16 protein-coding genes are annotated in these 17,204 nt (G+C 59.7%); 8 read left to right on the forward strand and 8 right to left on the reverse strand.

Annotation, left to right across the window (positions count from 1 at the left end):
* The first annotated feature begins 49 nt into the window (after positions 1-49).
* Positions 50-3,418, forward strand: coding sequence for a toxin VasX (locus tag WIR04_RS05125; RefSeq protein WP_338890990.1), 3,369 nt, complete (start codon positions 50-52; stop codon positions 3,416-3,418).
* 9 nt (positions 3,419-3,427) lie between these two features.
* Positions 3,428-4,570 (forward strand): hypothetical protein, encoded by a 1,143-nt coding sequence (locus WIR04_RS05130; protein ID WP_338890992.1) that lies wholly within the window; start codon positions 3,428-3,430, stop codon positions 4,568-4,570.
* Between the two features lie 145 nt (positions 4,571-4,715).
* Here WIR04_RS05130 and WIR04_RS05135 read toward each other — a convergent pair whose 3' ends face one another.
* Both WIR04_RS05135 and WIR04_RS05140 read right to left on the reverse strand, forming a co-directional pair.
* Positions 4,716-5,279, reverse strand: coding sequence for a DJ-1 family glyoxalase III (locus WIR04_RS05135; RefSeq protein WP_338890994.1), 564 nt, complete (start codon positions 5,277-5,279; stop codon positions 4,716-4,718).
* A 35-nt stretch (positions 5,280-5,314) separates the two neighbouring features.
* A complete protein-coding gene (locus WIR04_RS05140) occupies positions 5,315-6,262 on the reverse strand; it encodes a ketopantoate reductase family protein (protein WP_289978061.1) in 948 nt (315 codons plus the stop codon).
* A gap of 214 nt (positions 6,263-6,476) precedes the next feature.
* Between WIR04_RS05140 and WIR04_RS05145 the strand changes: the two genes are divergently transcribed.
* Positions 6,477-6,959: a YajQ family cyclic di-GMP-binding protein gene (locus tag WIR04_RS05145; protein WP_025327959.1), complete on the forward strand. Its 483-nt coding sequence runs from the start codon at positions 6,477-6,479 to the stop codon at positions 6,957-6,959.
* Between the two features lie 101 nt (positions 6,960-7,060).
* Here the strand turns inward: WIR04_RS05145 and WIR04_RS05150 are convergent, their stop codons facing one another.
* The 6 genes from WIR04_RS05150 to WIR04_RS05175 form a co-directional block, all read right to left on the reverse strand.
* Positions 7,061-7,867, reverse strand: a complete 807-nt coding sequence (locus WIR04_RS05150) for an outer membrane protein OmpK (RefSeq protein ID WP_025327958.1) — start codon at positions 7,865-7,867, stop codon at positions 7,061-7,063.
* Positions 7,868-8,023: 156 nt separating this feature from the next.
* Positions 8,024-9,427 (reverse strand): AmpG family muropeptide MFS transporter, encoded by a 1,404-nt coding sequence (locus tag WIR04_RS05155; protein WP_420883445.1) that lies wholly within the window; start codon positions 9,425-9,427, stop codon positions 8,024-8,026.
* A gap of 85 nt (positions 9,428-9,512) precedes the next feature.
* Positions 9,513-9,842 carry a hypothetical protein gene (locus tag WIR04_RS05160; protein WP_338890999.1) on the reverse strand — a complete coding sequence of 110 codons (330 nt, stop codon included), beginning with the start codon at positions 9,840-9,842 and terminating at the stop codon, positions 9,513-9,515.
* 115 nt (positions 9,843-9,957) lie between these two features.
* A complete protein-coding gene (locus tag WIR04_RS05165; RefSeq protein WP_106886050.1) occupies positions 9,958-10,509 on the reverse strand; it encodes a peptidylprolyl isomerase in 552 nt (183 codons plus the stop codon).
* Positions 10,510-10,524: 15 nt separating this feature from the next.
* On the reverse strand, positions 10,525-11,097 hold the full coding sequence (locus WIR04_RS05170; RefSeq protein WP_025327954.1) for a YajG family lipoprotein: 573 nt from the start codon (positions 11,095-11,097) through the stop codon (positions 10,525-10,527).
* A gap of 24 nt (positions 11,098-11,121) precedes the next feature.
* A complete protein-coding gene (locus WIR04_RS05175; protein ID WP_338891003.1) occupies positions 11,122-12,255 on the reverse strand; it encodes a methyltransferase in 1,134 nt (377 codons plus the stop codon).
* 222 nt (positions 12,256-12,477) lie between these two features.
* Here WIR04_RS05175 and WIR04_RS05180 point away from each other — a divergent pair, with 222 nt between their 5' ends.
* The 5 genes from WIR04_RS05180 (at position 12,478) to WIR04_RS05200 (ending at position 17,204) form a co-directional block, all read left to right on the forward strand.
* On the forward strand, positions 12,478-12,786 hold the full coding sequence (locus WIR04_RS05180; protein WP_303806327.1) for a BolA family protein: 309 nt from the start codon (positions 12,478-12,480) through the stop codon (positions 12,784-12,786).
* Positions 12,787-13,224: 438 nt separating this feature from the next.
* On the forward strand, positions 13,225-14,568 hold the full coding sequence (locus WIR04_RS05185) for a Na(+)-translocating NADH-quinone reductase subunit A (RefSeq protein ID WP_338891005.1): 1,344 nt from the start codon (positions 13,225-13,227) through the stop codon (positions 14,566-14,568).
* A 3-nt stretch (positions 14,569-14,571) separates the two neighbouring features.
* Entirely contained in the window at positions 14,572-15,801 is a 1,230-nt protein-coding gene (locus WIR04_RS05190) for an NADH:ubiquinone reductase (Na(+)-transporting) subunit B (protein WP_042649549.1), read from the forward strand.
* Complete coding sequence (locus tag WIR04_RS05195) at positions 15,791-16,579, forward strand: Na(+)-translocating NADH-quinone reductase subunit C (protein WP_202046957.1); 789 nt, start codon at positions 15,791-15,793, stop codon at positions 16,577-16,579. The genes WIR04_RS05190 and WIR04_RS05195 overlap by 11 nt, the downstream gene beginning before the upstream one ends.
* Entirely contained in the window at positions 16,572-17,204 is a 633-nt protein-coding gene (locus WIR04_RS05200) for an NADH:ubiquinone reductase (Na(+)-transporting) subunit D (RefSeq protein WP_005330711.1), read from the forward strand. Before WIR04_RS05195 ends, WIR04_RS05200 begins: the two co-directional genes overlap by 8 nt.

Raw genomic sequence — 17,204 nt, forward strand, 5'->3', positions numbered from 1 at the left:
TGCAGCAGCAAGCAGTGCCAATGCTCAGGGAAGCACCAAGGCTTGCCCATTGAAGAAGAACAAGATTCAACTATTGCCGGTTCGTTATGCGTTGGTTGAACAGAAAACGACCCATCCGGCCATAGCCAGCAACCATGCTGCCAACATCAAGTACCGCCCCGTCGGGATCCGATTGATTGATGAGACGAGCTATCTCTACCTGATCCACAGCAAGCGTCCCGATATCATTCATGCCTATCAACTGGCGGAGAACGGAGTCGTTGCCAAGCTGGAGCAGAAAGGACTGGCATCCGCATGGGGCAAGGAGGCGTTTGTTTATCAGGAATCGGACTCCACCATAGTGGTCAGTCGCTCCGGTTCTGTGCAGGTGCTTTACAGTCGCACCAAGATCTCGCCCAAGTTGCAAGGTCAGTTGTTGAGATCCCCCAAGCTGCGTCAAAAGATGATGCAAACCTGCAAGGTGGGCAGTTTCGATTGTCAAAATGGGTCTCGACATCTGCTGCCGCCTGAGCAGCTTGAGAAGCACCTTGCAGAGGTACACCCGCAGCAAAGCACTCACGCCAAAACCGAGCAATGGTGTTGGTTGACCCAAATGCCAAAAACGCAAAGTGCTAGCGTATTGACCAGCAAAATACTGCCTACTTACCAGGGGGAGGCCGCCATCCTGCTGCTGGAGGATCCGATCGGTCTGATGACCGAGTTGGCCAGCGCCTATCAGGCGATGGTGGAGCAAGAAGAGCAGTGGATGGCCGAAGGTTATAACCGGGCGGATTACTTTGCTGCGGCTCAGTTGCTCCAGCTGATTGAAATGAGCGACGACCTCTTGTTGATGCAGTCGGCGGACAATCAAAAGTTGGCCGAGTACAGCAAGGCCCATCCCAATGCGTTGGAAAATCGCTATCGCGACTATTGGAAGGCCAAGCAGGACTATGAAGCCGCATTGGAGAAGGTGAATCGTCCCAGTGCCTCGCCATTTGGCGATAAAAAGACGTTCGAAGCCTACCGCTCCGAGTTGGCCAAGAACGACGTGATGGCAAAGAAAGCAGGCGTCTCCAGTCAAGAGCTAAAGGCGATGTTTGATCGCGCTGGTGAGCAGAAGCAAGACCTGCTCTACGGCGAAAGCTGGATGGGCATGCGGATAGCACGAGGGATCCTGGAGCGTATTGATGAAGAGGCCATGCGCGCCTGGTACGGGCCGGCTCAGACCAAGGTCACCCATTGGCGGGAAACCTGTTTCCAGCTCGAAACCGACAGGGTTGCCATGTTGCCAGCGGCCTACACGGCCATTCCCGTCTATGACAAAGAGGTGCAGGAGCAGTTCAAACGTCGGCTGGAGTTGGAATATCACTGGTTGCTCGGTCTGGGGGACGATCCGGAACACAGGCAGAAAGTCAGTGCATTTTTCGCCACCCTGGGTGAGCAGAACACCCATCTCTGGGTCTCCAACGCCGACAATATCGCCACCGTTGAAGACTATGACGGGCTTGCAGGGGACATCAACAACGCGCTGGGGGTGAAGGACAGTACCAGTGCGCTGATCGATGGCCTGGCTGGCCTCAAGGAGTTTCAGGCGCAGATGGCAGGCATGCATCTCAAGCTCATAGACAGCGTCCCTGCTGAGTTGCAAGGCTCCATGAGCAGGCTGGCGTCGGAACTCGGCCGTCTGGCGATCCCCGAGCTGCAAAAAATGGCTGAACGGATACATGCGGCCCAGGGGCAGGCAGATAGCCTGCTGCGCCATGCCAGACCCGGCACCATTGCCATGCTGCTGGGTCAGGCGAAGAATGCGGCCGTCACCCTGGATATCGGCACACAGAGTGACGCCGGTTACACCCAGTGGCTGCAAAAAACCTTGGGCACGCTGGAGAAGCTGCGCGAACGGGCTGACTCTGCCACCCGCCAATACAACAAGGCGAGCAAGAGTACGCCCACCGACAGCAAGATCCGGGCTAGAGCCAATGCCGAGTGGGCCGCGGTGCAGCGTGAAAGTGCGGCGCTGCGCGAGCAGGTGTTTGCACACAGCCAACCGGTGGCCCGCCCCGGCGAGCTACACCCCGTATCCCATATCGTGATCAAGGCCAGCGGCGCGACCCTGACCGAGATAGAAGAGCATTTGCGTGTAAGCCGCGCCGCCTTGCGCAACCAGGTGCTGTTTGGCAATGCGGCCAGACCCGCCTTGGGCGGGGCAACCCTCAGCGGCAGCCTGGGTCTGGTGGTGCTGATGGCCAACTGGTTTAACTTCGCCAAAACATCGGGGGATCTGACCCATAAGAGTGAAAATACAAGAGCGCAGAACTTTGACTTATGGTCTGCCGCCTTGGGGCTGGTGGGAGCAGCATTGGCACTTGGTGTCGAGGTTGTACGCACCTCCGCTTATTGCCGCTGGCTCAAGGAGGGGGCTGAGAGCAGCCTAAAGAATGCTGGCAAGGTAGTAACGTTAGGAACCACATGGGTTGCTGGTCTGGGCACTTTTTCTGCACTTTCGGATGGTTATAAGCAAGCCTCTCAGATAGCTCGTCATTGGCGCCGGGGGGAGTGGGAGCCCATGGTCGCCTCGGCGATAACCCTGAGCGGTGATGGTTTGCAGGCCTATGCCAGCGGCAAGATAGCAGTGGCTGGTACCCGCATGACCATGGCCGCCATCGCCGGGGAGATCAGCTGGCAGCGGGCCGCCGCCGTCACGCTGCGCTTTGCGGTGCGCTTCAATCCCTATATGTGGCTGGCCAGCGCCCTGATCTTCGGCGGCGAACTGGCCTACAACTTCCTCAGCTCGGCCCCGCTGATGCGCTGGGTCAGCGAGTCCCGTTGGGGCAAACGCGGCATACTGCCATTTCTGCACGCCAATCAGGAGTGGGAGTACGACATTCAACTGCGCAAGTGGCAAGAGGTGATGCAGACCCCGCGCCTGAGGATTAAGTACCACACCGAGACCAAGACGCAGCAGCGCTTGATGGTGGGCACCATCGTCGATGTGCCGGTACAGCAACGGGTGTTGACCCAGCTGCGTATCCTGCTGCCCATGACAGCCCCCGAGCAGGTTAAACTCGCCGTCCTGGTGAAGAGCGAAGGCAAGCTGGTCGATTTCACCGACCACTTTCGCCAGACCGCTCCTGTAGCTCAGGAGGGGTTGTACACCCGCCTCGACTTCGACTGGCCCCAGGATGATGTCAGCAGACGACGCATGGAGTGGCTGCATCTGGTGCTCTCGGTCACTACGGCGGAGGACAACCAGTTGTTTGAGGAGCAGGGAGGGCTGCGCTTCTCCCTCAATCTGCAGCAGCTCCCGGGGCTGGAAGAGGCCAAGCTGGCCGGTGATGAGCCGGGCTGGAGCCAGGTGGAGGCACTCGACGAGGATGACTATTTCCCCCTGACCCGTGGCAAGATAGTGGCCCAACTGCAACCCCTGCTGAACCGATAACGAGGATCTATGAAACATTCCCCATTGCCGTTTTTTGCCGGCCAGCACCGCCAGGAGCGCCTCGGCGCCCGCACCGTATTCAGCCCTCTGCCGGTGATGACCAATGTACCGCCGATGCGCCGCACCGACTGGCTGACTAAAAAGTACCCCCATTATATCGAGCTGGGGGGGGCGGGCGGCTCTCTCTTTCAAACCCAAATTCTGTATTCGTTCTGGGTGCTCGGTTTACTTATCTTCGCCGGAATGTTCTGGGGGCCGCCAGGATCTGGCATGAGTAATGGTCAGGGTTGGGCTGGCGTCTGGGCTGGCAACTATCAGGAGGTCTGGGTTGGACATAACCAGTGGGTGATGGAGTTTAGCTGGATGAATCTGCTGGGGGCCGTTCTGGGATTGGGGATGGGGCCGGGGTTTGCCTTGTTTTTGACATTAAAAATGTTGTGGGAGCATCAGCAGCAGCTGCGCCGGGTGTTGCCATTTCGCTTTCACCGCCAGCGCCGCGAGGTGATGCTGTCGCGCTGGGACAAGCGCACCAAGCGCACCGAAGTCCGGATTTTCCCTTGGGAAGAAATGTGCGCCATGGTGGGAGAGGGGTCAGCGGTCTCGGTGAGTGGTGTCATGACCATGGCGAGCCTGTTTTTCGGTATCAACTCGGACGAGCGACCCGGCCACTTCTGGTCCGGCATGAACGTCGGCACCCTTAGCAAGGAGGTGGGGGCTAGCGAGTGGGAGATGATCCGCCGTTATATGGAAGAGGGGCCCGAGGCCATCGATGAGCCGGCTCCGGTCACCTTTGACGGCATGATTGAGGAGTTCTGTCGGGAGCGGAAGATACCCCGCAGCGCCTTCTCCCCCTTGCGCAGGCTCTGGTGGGAACTGAACGGTACCCGCTTTGGCATACTGCGCATCAATATCCAGAGCCGTTTGCAGCAGCGCTTTGCTGAGCGCTACTTCGCTGCCCATCCCGAGCTGGCAGCCTGGAGTGAGCCATTGCCACCCGAACAGTGGGCCAAGCCGAGCGAACGGTTGACCCGTTGCAACCAGCTGCTGGCGGAACAATATGCCCAGGGCCGTAATATCTTCACCGTGGGTGACGTGCGCGAGTTGCTGGGGGAAGAGATAACCCCGGAAGCAGCTCAGGCGTTGACACCCTAGACAGCAAGAATGCGTGGTCTTGCAAGCGGGCAATCGGTGCCAGGGTTTGCCAGTCTGTGGTCTGCCCATAACAGAGCCCCCCTTGCCAGTGGCAAGGGGGGCTCTGTCGTTCCAAGGGGAATGCCTGGTGCGGTTATGGCAAGACCTAAGGGGGCAACACCATGGGGCCGGCTACCGCAAGGGCAGCTTCGTCACCTCGCAGCACCCGAACTATCTCGAGGGCGAACTCGATGGCGGTGCCGGGGCCCTGGCTGGTGATGAGACGATGGGCATCATCCCGCACCACCCGGGCCGTACTCAGTTGCGCGGCGGGCAGGCGGGCCTGAAAGCCCGGGTGACAGGTGGCGCTGGCGTCCCCCAGCAAGCCGTGATGATGCAGTACCACGGCGGGGGCGGCGCAGATGGCCGCGCGCCAGCGGCCGAGGGCCGCCTGCTCCTTTAGCAGGTCGATGGCGAGGGGAGTGTCGCGGATCACTTCGCTGCCGGGCAGACCGCCCGGCACGACCATGGCATCGAAGTCACGGCTGGTCAGCTCATCGAGATGGCAATCCGCCACCAGCTGTACCCCGCGGGAGGCGCGGATCTGGCGCGCTCCCGTGGGGCAGCAGGAGGCCAGCACCACCTCTATGCCGCCGCGCACCAGGGTGTCGACGATGGCGACAGTCTCTATCTCTTCCGACCCCGGGGCCACCAATACCAGTACTGTCATCCTGTACTCCTTCATCGCCGGCAGTGCCGCTCTGCTCAGCGCTTCTCTTTGACGGCCTGATAGAGGCCCTGGTTGACCGGCACCGCTATGCCGTGGGCGGCGGCCTTGCCGAGCAGGAAGCCGGTGATGGCCTCGATCTCGGTCTCACGCCCCTGCTCCATGTCCTGATACATGGAAGAGTAATTGTCGGCGGTGAGTTCCACCACCGTCATGACGCGGCGCAGCAGCTCGTCGCTGCCGGTCGGCTGGCCTTCGGCCTGCATCACGTCAGCCACTTCCACGCAGATCTGTTGCAGCACATCGGCGAAGCGCGGGCCGGCCAGCTCGCCATTCTTGAGCTTGTAAAGCGCAGTGAGCGGGTTGATGGCGCAGTTGATGGCGAGTTTCTGCCACTGGCGGGTCAGGATCTGCTCATCCCAGCCGGCTTGACCGAGAGCGGTGGCGAGCTGGTCTGCCAGGGCGGAATGGGCCTTGGCGGCCTCATTGATCGGACCGAGCCAGGTTTCGCCCTTGCCGGTATGGCGGAACACGAAGTGGCCGCATTGCATGGCGCCGTGGCTGGTGACACCGGCAATGACGGGGTTATGCGGAAACAGCTGTACCACCTGTTCGGCTATGCCCATGCCATTGTGCAACAGCACTATGGGAACCCCTGCCGCCAGCTTGCCCACCAGGGGCGTCAGGGCCGACACAACCTGACCCGCCTTGGTCATCACCAGCAGTCGCTGGATGGTGCCGGGCTTGTCGATGAAACCCCGCTCGATGGCGAGCAACTGGGTGTGGCCCTCGAGGGAAGTGAAGTCGATGCCGGGGTGCAGGGTGGCGCGGTGCCGCTCGCTCAGCAGGACACGGGTCGGCTGGCCACTTTGGGTCAGCAAGGAGGCGAAGACGCCGCCCAGGGCACCGCAGCCCAGCAAGGACCAGTGAGGGGAGGAGGGGTGTCGGCTGTTTTTCAGGTTGTTGTCGCGTAATCCGCTTGGCATGGAGAGGCTCAATCAGGGTAGTGGCTGCGTTCCGAACAACTCGCTACCGGGGATAAGTGAAGATGTCGCTCGGCGGACACTAACGGGTCTCGCCATTCCTGTGCGCAGGGGATTCTAGCAGAGCAATCCCATTGAAATCAGCAAATTTGCCGGTTTTCTGGTAGATTTGCCCCTTTGTCAGCACAACCTGAAGTACAGCATGAGGAGCCCGGCTATGCCGTCATTCGATATTGTCTCTGAAGTCAAAATGAACGAGGTGTTGAACGCCGTCGATAACGCCAATCGTGAACTGGCGACCCGTTTCGATTTTCGTGGTGTGGAAGCCAGCTTCGAATTGAACAAGGAAGAGGTCAAGCTGGAGGCCGATGCGGATTTCCAGCTCAAGCAGATGGTCGAGATCCTGCGCGCAGCCCTGCTCAAGCGCAACATCGAGAACAGCTCAATGGACGTGGGTGACAGCGTTCACTCCGGCAAGCGTTTCCACCTGACGGTGAAATTCAAGCAGGGGATCGAGAAAGAGATCGCCAAGAAGCTGGTGAAGCTCATCAAGGATTCCAAGATCAAGGTGCAGGTCGCCATCCAGGGTGACGAAGTGCGCGTCACCGGCAAGAAGCGTGACGATCTGCAGGAGACCATGGCACTGGTGCGTGGCGCCGAGCTGGGTCAGCCGATGCAGTTCCAGAACTTCCGCGATTGATTATGAAGGGGGAGGGCCCTGGCCACTCCCCTCATCGAGGAAGCGCCATAAAAAAACCGGAGCAGATGCTCCGGTTTTTTGTGTCCGTGTGACGAGTTCGATTAGAACTTGTAGGTCACGGAGAAGTAGTGGCCGAAACCAGTGGTCTTCAGACCGTAGGAACCGTTCTGGATGCCATAGATGTCGTTGAAGTACTTCAGACCGTAACCGACGGCGTAGCGGTCGGAGTGCCAGTACAGGCCGTTGAACATGGCGGTACCGTCGGTGGAAGTGTCCTTGGCATCAAACAGGTGATCCAGGTAACCCTGATAGGCTACGAAGCTGCCGTTGGAGAAGGTGTAGAAAGGCTTGAACCAGTTCATGGAGAACTGATAGCCGTTCCAGCCCTGCTCGCCGCCGCCTTCGTTGACGTGACGGGCATACAGGTTCATGCCAACCTTGCCGAACCAGGGCACTTGTACGTCTGCACCCAGACCGGTCATGGCTTCAAACAGACCATCCGGACCACCCACGTTGATCAGGTTGGCGATGTAGACTTCCTGCACCGGGCCGAAGGAGAGATCTTTGCCGGTCATGGCATCGATGGAGATACGCGGTGCGAACTTGATGAACAGGTTGTCTTGGTTGTGCTTGTCGTCGTGACGGTTCTGGAAGATGTCGAAGACGTCGACGTAACCGTACAGATCGAAGATACCAGAGCGGCCACCAAACTCCATTTCGAAGTAGGTATCGTTGTAACCACCTTCAGATTCGCTGTAGGGCAGCTGATCGATGGTGTGCATCACGTTGAACTGGAACCACTTGTAGTCGTTCTTGTGGATGTCGCCGCTGTAATCGGCAGCAAGGGCCGGAGTGGCGGATGCAGCCAGCAGACCGGCAGCGATCAGAGTCTTGGTAAATTTGGCCATTTTATTGGTCTCTTGTGCGTTAGTTGAGGTTTTCCGTAGCCTGCCCACAAGGAGCGGAAGGGATTCTAGCCAAATAAATTCATCGGATAAACAAGAGCCAGGGAACTTTGTCCGGTTTTGTGAATCTAATCACCCCCAAAATGGCGCAAACGCTTGCTATTTGTCCGCTTGTGGTAACAAAGCATCGCCTCGTTTGGCAACCATGATGATCAGTATCATGACAGGGATGCCGAGCAGACTGGTGCCGACGAAGAAGCTGCTGTAGCCGATCTGTTCGACCACCTGGCCGGAAAAACCCGCCAGCAGCTTGGGCATCAGCAACATGATGGAGCTGAACAGGGCGTACTGGGTCGCCGAGAAGGCGACGTTGGTCAGGCTCGACAGATAGGTCACAAAGGCCGCCGTCGCAATGCCGGCGCTGAGGTTGTCCAGGGAGATGATGAGGGTCAGCAGCTCCAGATCGTGACCCACTTCGTTGAGCAGGGCGAACAGCAGATTGGTGCTGGCGGTGAGCACTGCGCCGAGAAACAGGATGCGCAGGGTGCCGAAGCGCATCACCAATACGCCCCCCAGGGCCGCCCCCACCAGCGTCATGATGACGCCATACACCTTGGTGATGGTGGCCACCTCCGTCTTGCTGAACTGCAGATCCACATAGAAGCTGTTGGACATCACCCCCATCACCACATCCGAGATGCGATAGCAGGCGATGAGCCCGAGGATCAGCAGGGCCGAGCCGCCGTAGCGGCGGAAGAAATCGGCAAAGGGGCACCAGATGGCCTCATAGGTCCAGGCGCCCAGCCCGGCCAGGGTCCGCGGCCAGCCCCGCTCGAGCAGCAGCGCCTTGCGCTCCATCTGTTGCTCGTTCTGGCGATGGAGGTCGATATCCGGCTCGTGGCTTAGCAGTGTGGTGATGATGCCGAGGGACATCAGTCCCGCCATCAGCAGGTAGGTGAGCTGCCAGCCGCGGTAGTCATAGCTGTCGTTGCTGCCAAGCCAGGCCGCCAGCGCCAGCGCGCCCGCCCCTGCCATTATCATGGCGAGCCGGTAACCCGTCATGTAGGAGGCCGCCATGGCCGCCTGCAGGCGCTCAGGTGCCGACTCGATACGGTAGGCATCGATGACGATATCCTGGGTCGCGGAGCAAAACGCCACCAGCAGGGCGAACAGGGCGAGCTGGGCGAGCTGGGTTTTGGGATCGCAATAGGCCATGCCCACCAGGGAGAGGGCGATCAGCACCTGGGAGAGCAGCATCCAGCTGCGTCGCCGCCCCAGCAGCCGGGAGAGCAATGGCAGCGGCATCCTGTCAACCAGCGGCGACCACAGCCACTTGAAGCCATAGGCCAGCGCCACCCAGCTCATGTAGCCGATGTCGGTCAGGCTGACATCGGCTTCGCGCAGCCAAAAGGAGAGGGTGCCGAAGACCAGCAGCAAGGGCAAGCCGGAGGAGAAGCCCATGGCAAACAGAGTGAGTACCCGCGCTTCCAGATAGACGGCGAGGGCGTCTCGCCAGCTTGTGGCGCGGTCCGGGGTGTGGCTGGGCGGGCGGAGATTGTTCAACTGCCTGACTCCTCAGAGAAAAGGGGGTCATTTTGTCAGGTTCGAGGGGGATAGCCAAGGCAAGCCGAACTGAGTGGCCCGGGATTCAGGGTCTTGAGCCGATGCAGTGGCGCGGACAGGGCCCCTCTGCCACGAGGAAGCTGGCGCAGGCCATCAGTTGCTGACGCAACCAGGTGTCTGTGATGAGTTGATGCTCGTCCCACAGATGCAGGCTGTGGAGCAGGTGCCAGAACACCCCCTCCTGCTCGGTGGCGGGCGCTTTGTCAATGGGGATGGCGGGCAGCGCCTGCCAGCGGGAGAGGAGTTGCCAGCTCAGATCCTCGAGCTGCCGATAGGGCATTTCCCGTGCCAGAAAGTGACGAACCGCCTGAGCCAGCTCAATGGCGTGTTGGGCAATGTAATCGTGACAAGTCACCGGAACCTCCTCTCTCTGCCTGGCCATGTCCCGCACAAATAGGACAAGGCCAGAGTATAGAAAGGGGGCGCCGGTGACCCGGGCAACGCTGTGGTGGAATGTGATCCGCCCCGCGTTATTTGTCTGCCAGCAGCACCACTTTTTTCAGGATGATGGGGCTGGTCGGCACGTCATTGGCGCGCAGTATGGAGCTGTAGCCGGTCTGGACCTGAGCCAGCTTGTCCAGCACCTCCATGCCCTGCACCACCTGGCCGAACACCGTATAACCGGCGCCGGCATTGGCGTTGAGGTTGTCGTTGTCCACCAGGTTGAAGTAGAACTGGCGGGTGGCGCTGTCGACCGCCTGGGTGCGGGCCATGGCGATGCTGCCACGCTTGTTGGGCAGGCCGCCCCTGGACTCGTTGACCACGGGGTCGAAGGTCGGCAGCGGCTGGAATTGCTGATTATAGCCCCCGCCCTGCACCACGAAGTTCTGGATCACCCGGTGGAACAGGCTGCCGTCATAGCTGCCATCCGCCACGTAGCGCAGGAAGTTCTTCACCGTCTGCGGCGCCTGCTTGGGGGCCAGCTCCACCACTATGTTGCCGTGGTTGGTCTCCATCTGGACTTTTTGTCCGGCGAACGCCAGGGGGGCGATCAGGGTGGCCAGTAACCAGAGTTTCTTCATTTATAAGCTCCTTGCTCAGCTAGGCTGGCCTTTGAGATAACCGCGCAGTGCCTGGTCGGCCATGATCTGTTGCAGCACGCTGCCCAGTTGCTGGTTCAGGGTGGACTCCAGATCGGCCATGGTAGGCTCACCCGGCTCCTCCTTGCTGGAAGACATGTTGAACTGCTTGGTCAGCTTGTTGCCCTGGAAGTCGGCGATCACCTGCAGGCTGACCTTGGACTTGGTGACATAGGTAAAGGTCTTCTCCTCGACCGTGACGGCGGCGGTGGAGATGGCCAGGGTCAGGTTGGTGGTGCCGCTGTTACCCACTTCGAGGCCTTGGCTGCGCAACCCTTCCGCCAGTTTTTCCGCCAGCAGGTTGTTGAGGGGCTGGCTGCTGTTGACCAGCACGGGAGCCTTCTCTTTCTTCTTGATGGAGAAGACATAGGCGGCCTCGCGCTTGTCCACCCCTTCCATGGTGATGCGGTTGCCAGAGTAGTACTGCTGGTTGGAGGGGATGACTTGCGGATTGAGCAACGCCGTCTCCGGCCAGTGGGTGGCACAACCACCCAGTATCAGGGCGGCCAGCAGCAAGAGTGACTTTTTCATCATGGGTTTCCTTTAGCTTTATCTTTAGCGTTTGATGGCTTTCAAAATAACGAATTTGCTGTTCGACGCAACGACTTGTGCGTTGGCAAACAAGCGCTTGAGTTTGTTGTGATAGTCCAGATGACGGTTGCCTACTATCCAGAGTTCACCCCCCTGAGGCAACACCCGGTGTGCGTCGGTGAACATCTGCCAGGCGATGTGATCGGTGATCGCCTGCAACTGATGGAAGGGGGGATTGCAGAGGATCCGATCCGCTGCCCCGACCGCCACGCCGTCGAGACAGTTGTTGACCATGAAGTGGGCCCGCGGCAGGGCGTCCGGCAGGTTGTGCTCGACGTTGAGCCGCGCCGAGGCGACCGCCATGTGGGATTCGTCGATGAAGGTCACCTCCACCTCGCTGTCCTTTGCCAGCAGCGAGAGACCCAGCACCCCGTTGCCGCAGCCAAGGTCTATCACCTTGCGGGCACTGTGGATCGGCAAATTGTCCAGCATGAAGCGGGCGCCTATATCCAGGCTGGTGCGCGAGAAGACGTTGGCATGGTTGTGGATGAGCATGTCGGTGCCCTCCAGCGGCCAGACGGTCGGGAAGGGGTTGGTCAGGGCAGAGCGATCGGCCTGCGGCTCGCAGTGAATGAGGCGCGCCTTCTTCCAGGCCAGCGAGGTGCGAGTCGCTCCCAGGTATTTCTCAAACAGCTTGAGGGTGGAGCTGTGAATGTCTTTTGCCTTGCCGGCGGCCAGGATGCGGGTGGCCGGGGTGACTACCGCACGCAGGGCCAGCAGTTGCTGCTCCAGCAGCGCCTGATACTTGGAGACCTTGATCACCACCAGTGCAGGGGCTGAAGGCAGCGGGGCCAGGGCATCCTGCAGGGTGATCCCGCTCGCCTCCAGCCCGTTCTCCGCCAGATTGGCCAGGGTGGCCCGCTCGCTGATGTAGGAGTCGCTCACGCAGACCGGGCCATGGCCGTGCAGATAGGCGGCCAGGGCGCCGAAGCCGTCGTTCATGATGATGACGGGGCCATCCTGTTCGAGCGGCTCCTCGGCCAGGGTGTTGATCAGGTACTCGTCCGCCGCATCCCAGGCCTGCAGGGGATCCTGGCTCTGCCGTGGGTAGCGATACAGGGTCAGACGACAATGGGCAGTGTCGAGCAGGGTTTGCATAAGTAAGAGAGTCCAAGGTGTTGCTGATAGATGACGCCTGCCCGCACCGTGTTGCCCGGCAGGCAGGGAAAGTGGCGCTATTCTAGCGGCGACGGAGAATTTCACCAGCCCGCAGCGAGGAGGCGCCCGGCCATCCTCTATATTGAAGCGGGCCTGATGCATCCGGCATGCAACCCTGGCTACAATGGCCGGATATTCAACGAGGGAGTCTTGCCCGTGAGCATGCAACAACAGATAGAGGCCAAACTGGCCGCCGCCTTGTCCCCCAGTCATCTGGAAGTGATCAACGAGAGCTACATGCACAGGGTGGAACCGGGATCCGAGAGCCACTTCAAGGTCATAGTGGTGAGCCAGGCCTTCGAGGGGCAGCGCCTGCTGGGACGCCATCGTCAGGTCAACGGCGTGCTGGCAGAGGAGCTGGCGGGGACCATCCATGCGCTGGCGCTACATACCTATACCGAGGCGGAGTGGCAGGCCCGGGAGCAGGCCCCCAAAACCCCGGGCTGTGTCAGCAAGTCCCCCTTTGCCTGACCCATTGACCTTTTCATTACCCAATTGTCGATTAATTAACAAAATTATCACGACAGGGCCGGGGCGCTAGCCTCCGGCCCCGAGCGCATTGGAACAGGGTAATGATTACTTTTTCTAATCAACCTTTGAGGCAAGGGAAAATACCTCCATATGGGTAGCAAAACAAAGAATCCTTTAAAACCACGGGTTGCAGGGATGGAAGGGAAATATTCATTGGAGGTTAATTTTGTGATAGGACGGGGATTTTCCCCATTTGGCGTGGCGACTGACTTGTCTAAGGTGGTAAACTCAGTCGCTTTTGAATGATCCTGTATGTTGCTGATTTGTTTGTTTTATCGACATTTTACCGCGATGTTGACGGGCTCATTCAACAACTCGTCGTGATGTATTTCTCGGCGCTAACCAACCTGTCTTCCCTTAACGGTAGTGCAAGTGAGTATGATTACAATTAAAAGAGGACTGGACATCCCCGTGCTGGGTGCTCCGGAGCAAGTAATCTACGATGGCCCGGCCATCACCCGTGTTGCTACACTCGGCGAAGAGTTCGTGGGGATGCGTCCTACTATGTTCGTCAAAGTAGGTGATCGCGTCATTAAAGGTCAGGAGCTCTTCGAAGATAAGAAGAATCCCGGCGTTAAATTCACGGCCCCTGCCACCGGTGTGGTTTCTGAGATCAACCGTGGTGCCAAGCGTGTTCTGCAATCCGTTGTCATCGACATCGATGGTTCTGACGAACAGGTGACCTTTGAACACTTTGCGTCTGCCGAGCTGGCACAGCTCGAGCGCAGCAAGGTGCAGGACATCCTGGTCGCATCAGGCCAATGGACCGCATTGCGTACCCGTCCATTCAGCAAGGTGCCGGCAGTGGGCTCTGCCCCGCGTGCCATCTTCGTCACCGCCATGGACACCAACCCGCTGGCCGCCAACGCCGAGATCATCATCAAGGAACAGGCCCAGGCCTTCCTCGACGGTCTGGCCGTGCTGAGCCGCCTGACCGATGGCACCGTCCACGTCTGCAAGGGCGAAGCCAGCCTGCCGCACGCCTCCCTGGCCCAGGTCAAGGAAGCCGTGTTTGTCGGCCCGCACCCTGCCGGCCTGCCCGGTACCCACATCCACTTTCTGGACCCGGTCGGTGCCAAGAAAGTGCAGTGGCACATCAACTATCAGGATGTGATCGCCTACGGCAAGCTGTTCACCACCGGTCAGATCTTCACCGACAAGGTGATCGCCCTGGCCGGCCCGAACGTGATCAAGCCGCGCCTGCTGCGCACCCGTCTGGGCGCCTGCATCAGCCAGCTGACCAACAACGAGCTGCGTGCGGACGAGAATCGCATCATCTCCGGTTCCCTGCTCAGCGGTGCCAAGGCCGAAGGGGTTCATGACTACCTGGGTCGCTACCACAATCAGGTGAGCGTACTGGGTGAAGGTCGTGAGAAAGAGTTCCTGGGCTGGGTCAAACCCAGTGCCGACAAGTTCTCCATCACCCGCACCACCCTCTCTCATCTGATGAAGGGCAAACTCATCAACTTCACTACCACCACCAACGGTAGTGATCGCTCCATGGTGCCTATCGGCAACTATGAGCGCGTGATGCCGCTCGACATCCTGCCGACCCTGCTGCTGCGGGATCTGGTCTCCGGCGACACCGACAGCGCACAAGCGCTCGGCTGCCTGGAGCTGGATGAGGAAGATCTGGCGCTCTGTGCCTTCGTCTGCCCCGGCAAGACAGAGTACGGCCCAGTCTTGCGTGAGTGCCTGACCAAGATAGAACTGGAAGGTTAAGCGATGAGTTTCAAGCAACTTCTTGAAAATATGGAACATCACTTCGAGCCGGGTGGCAAGTACGCCAAGTACTATGCCCTGTTCGAGGCGGCGTATACCCTGTTTTATACCCCCGGGTCCGTGACCCGCAATGCCGCCCACGTCCGTGATGCGATCGATCTGAAGCGCATGATGATCATGGTGTGGCTGGCCGTGTTCCCGGCCATGTTCTGGGGCATGTACAACGTCGGCAACCAGTCCATCGCCGCCATCGCCCATCTGGGCAGCGCGGCCGGTGCCGATACCTGGCAATACACCATAGCGACCCTGCTGGGTGCCTCGCTGGATCCGGCCGTGGCCGGCATCGGCAGCAAGATGCTGATCGGTGCGGCGCACTTCCTGCCCATCTACCTGACCGTGTTCCTGGTCGGTGGCTTCTGGGAAGTGCTGTTCGCCATGGTGCGCAAGCACGAGATCAACGAAGGCTTCTTCGTGACCTCCATCCTGTTCGCCCTGATAGTGCCGCCCGAGCTGCCCCTGTGGCAAGCCGCGCTCGGCATCACCTTCGGCGTGGTGCTGGCCAAGGAAGTGTTCGGTGGGACCGGCAAGAACTTCCTGAACCCGGCCCTGGCAGGTCGTGCGTTCCTGTTCTTCGCCTACCCGGGTCAGATCTCCGGCGATGCCGTCTGGGTGGCCGTTGACGGCTATTCAGGCGCAACTGCCCTGAGCCAGTGGGCTCAGGGCGGCCAGATGGCGCTGATCAACGGTGCCACCGGTGAAGCCATCAGCTGGATGGATGCCTTCCTCGGCAACCTGCCGGGTTCCATCGGTGAAGTCTCCACCCTGATGATCCTCATCGGTGCGGCCATGATCGTCTATATGCGGATCGCCTCCTGGCGCATCATCGCCGGCGTCATGATCGGCATGGTGGCGACCTCTCTGCTGTTCAACGTCATAGGTTCAGACACCAACCCCATGTTCAGCATGCCGTGGCACTGGCATCTGGTGCTGGGCGGCTTCGCCTTCGGCATGGCCTTCATGGCGACTGATCCTGTCTCCGCCGCCTTTACCAACAAGGGCAAGTGGTGGTACGGCGCCCTCATCGGCGTCATGGTCGTGCTGATCCGTGTCGTGAACCCCGCGTTCCCGGAAGGCATGATGCTGGCCATTCTGTTTGCCAACCTGTTTGCCCCCTTGTTTGACCATTTCGTGGCGCAGGCGAACATCAAGCGGAGGATCGCACGTGGCGTTTAATAAAGACTCTACTACCGGCACTCTCGCCGTAGTGACCGGTCTGTGTCTGGTCTGCTCCATCGTGGTCTCCGTGGCCGCCGTGGGTCTGCGTCCGGCCCAGCTGGAAAACAAGGCGCTGGACAAGCAAAGCAACATACTGTCCGTTGCCGGTGTCGATGTCAGCTCTGTGGCCAAGCGTGACCTGGCCCAGCTGTATGGCGACAAGATTGAAGCGCGTCTGGTGGATCTGGCCACCGGTGAGTTCGTTGACGGCGATGCCGACAACTTCGACACCAAGCTGGCGGCCAAAGATCCGGCCAAGAGTGTTCGTCTGGCACCTGCCGACGACAAGGCTGGTCTGCGTCAGATCTCCAAGCTGATCCCGGTGTTCTTCGCGAAAGATGCCCAAGGCAAGGTCGACAACATCATATTGCCGATCTACGGCCAGGGTCTGTGGTCCACCATGTATGCCTTCGTGGCAGTCGCGGCCGATGGCCAGACCATCAAGGGCATCACCTACTATGACCACGGTGAAACCCCGGGTCTGGGCGGCGAGATCGAGAACCCGGCCTGGCGCGAGCTGTTCGTCGGCAAGAAGCTGTTCGATCAGGACGGTCAGCCTGCGCTGCGGGTGATCAAGGGCCATGCTCCGGCTGGTTCCGAGCATGAAATCGACGGCCTGTCTGGCGCAACCCTGACCGGTAATGGCGTACAGCACACCTTCGACTTCTGGATGGGCCCCAAGGGCTTCGGTCCCTTCCTGGCCAAGGTACGTGCAGGAGAAATCAACAATGGCTGACAAGAGCGAAATGAAAAAATTGCTGTTGACGCCTGTGCTCGGCAACAACCCCATCGCACTGCAGGTGCTGGGTGTCTGTTCCGCGCTGGCCGTTACCAGCCAGATGAAGACGGCGTTCGTGATGACGCTGGCCGTTACCGCGGTCACCGCCTTCTCCAACCTGTTCATCTCCCTGATCCGCAACCAGATCCCGAACAGCGTGCGGATCATCGCCCAGATGGCGGTGATTGCCTCGCTGGTTATCGTGGTTGACCAGGTGCTCAAGGCCTATGCCTATGACATCTCCAAGCAGCTGTCGGTGTTCGTCGGCCTCATCATCACCAACTGTATCGTGATGGGTCGTGCCGAAGCCTATGCCATGAAGAGCGCACCGCTGCCCTCCTTCCTGGACGGCATCGGCAACGGTCTGGGGTATGGCGCCGTGCTGCTGGTGGTGGCGACTGTGCGCGAGATCCTGGGCTCCGGCACCTGGTTCGGCATCGAGCTGCTGCCGCTGGTGAACAACGGTGGCTGGTATGTGCCTAACGGCCTGCTGCTGCTGCCGCCGAGTGCATTCTTCATCATTGGTCTGATCATCTGGGGCGTACGCACCAAGGATCCCAAGCAGGTGGAGGCAAAGGATTAA

It is taken from the genome of Aeromonas rivipollensis (genome assembly GCF_037811135.1).
In the GTDB taxonomy this organism is placed as follows: domain Bacteria; phylum Pseudomonadota; class Gammaproteobacteria; order Enterobacterales; family Aeromonadaceae; genus Aeromonas; species Aeromonas rivipollensis.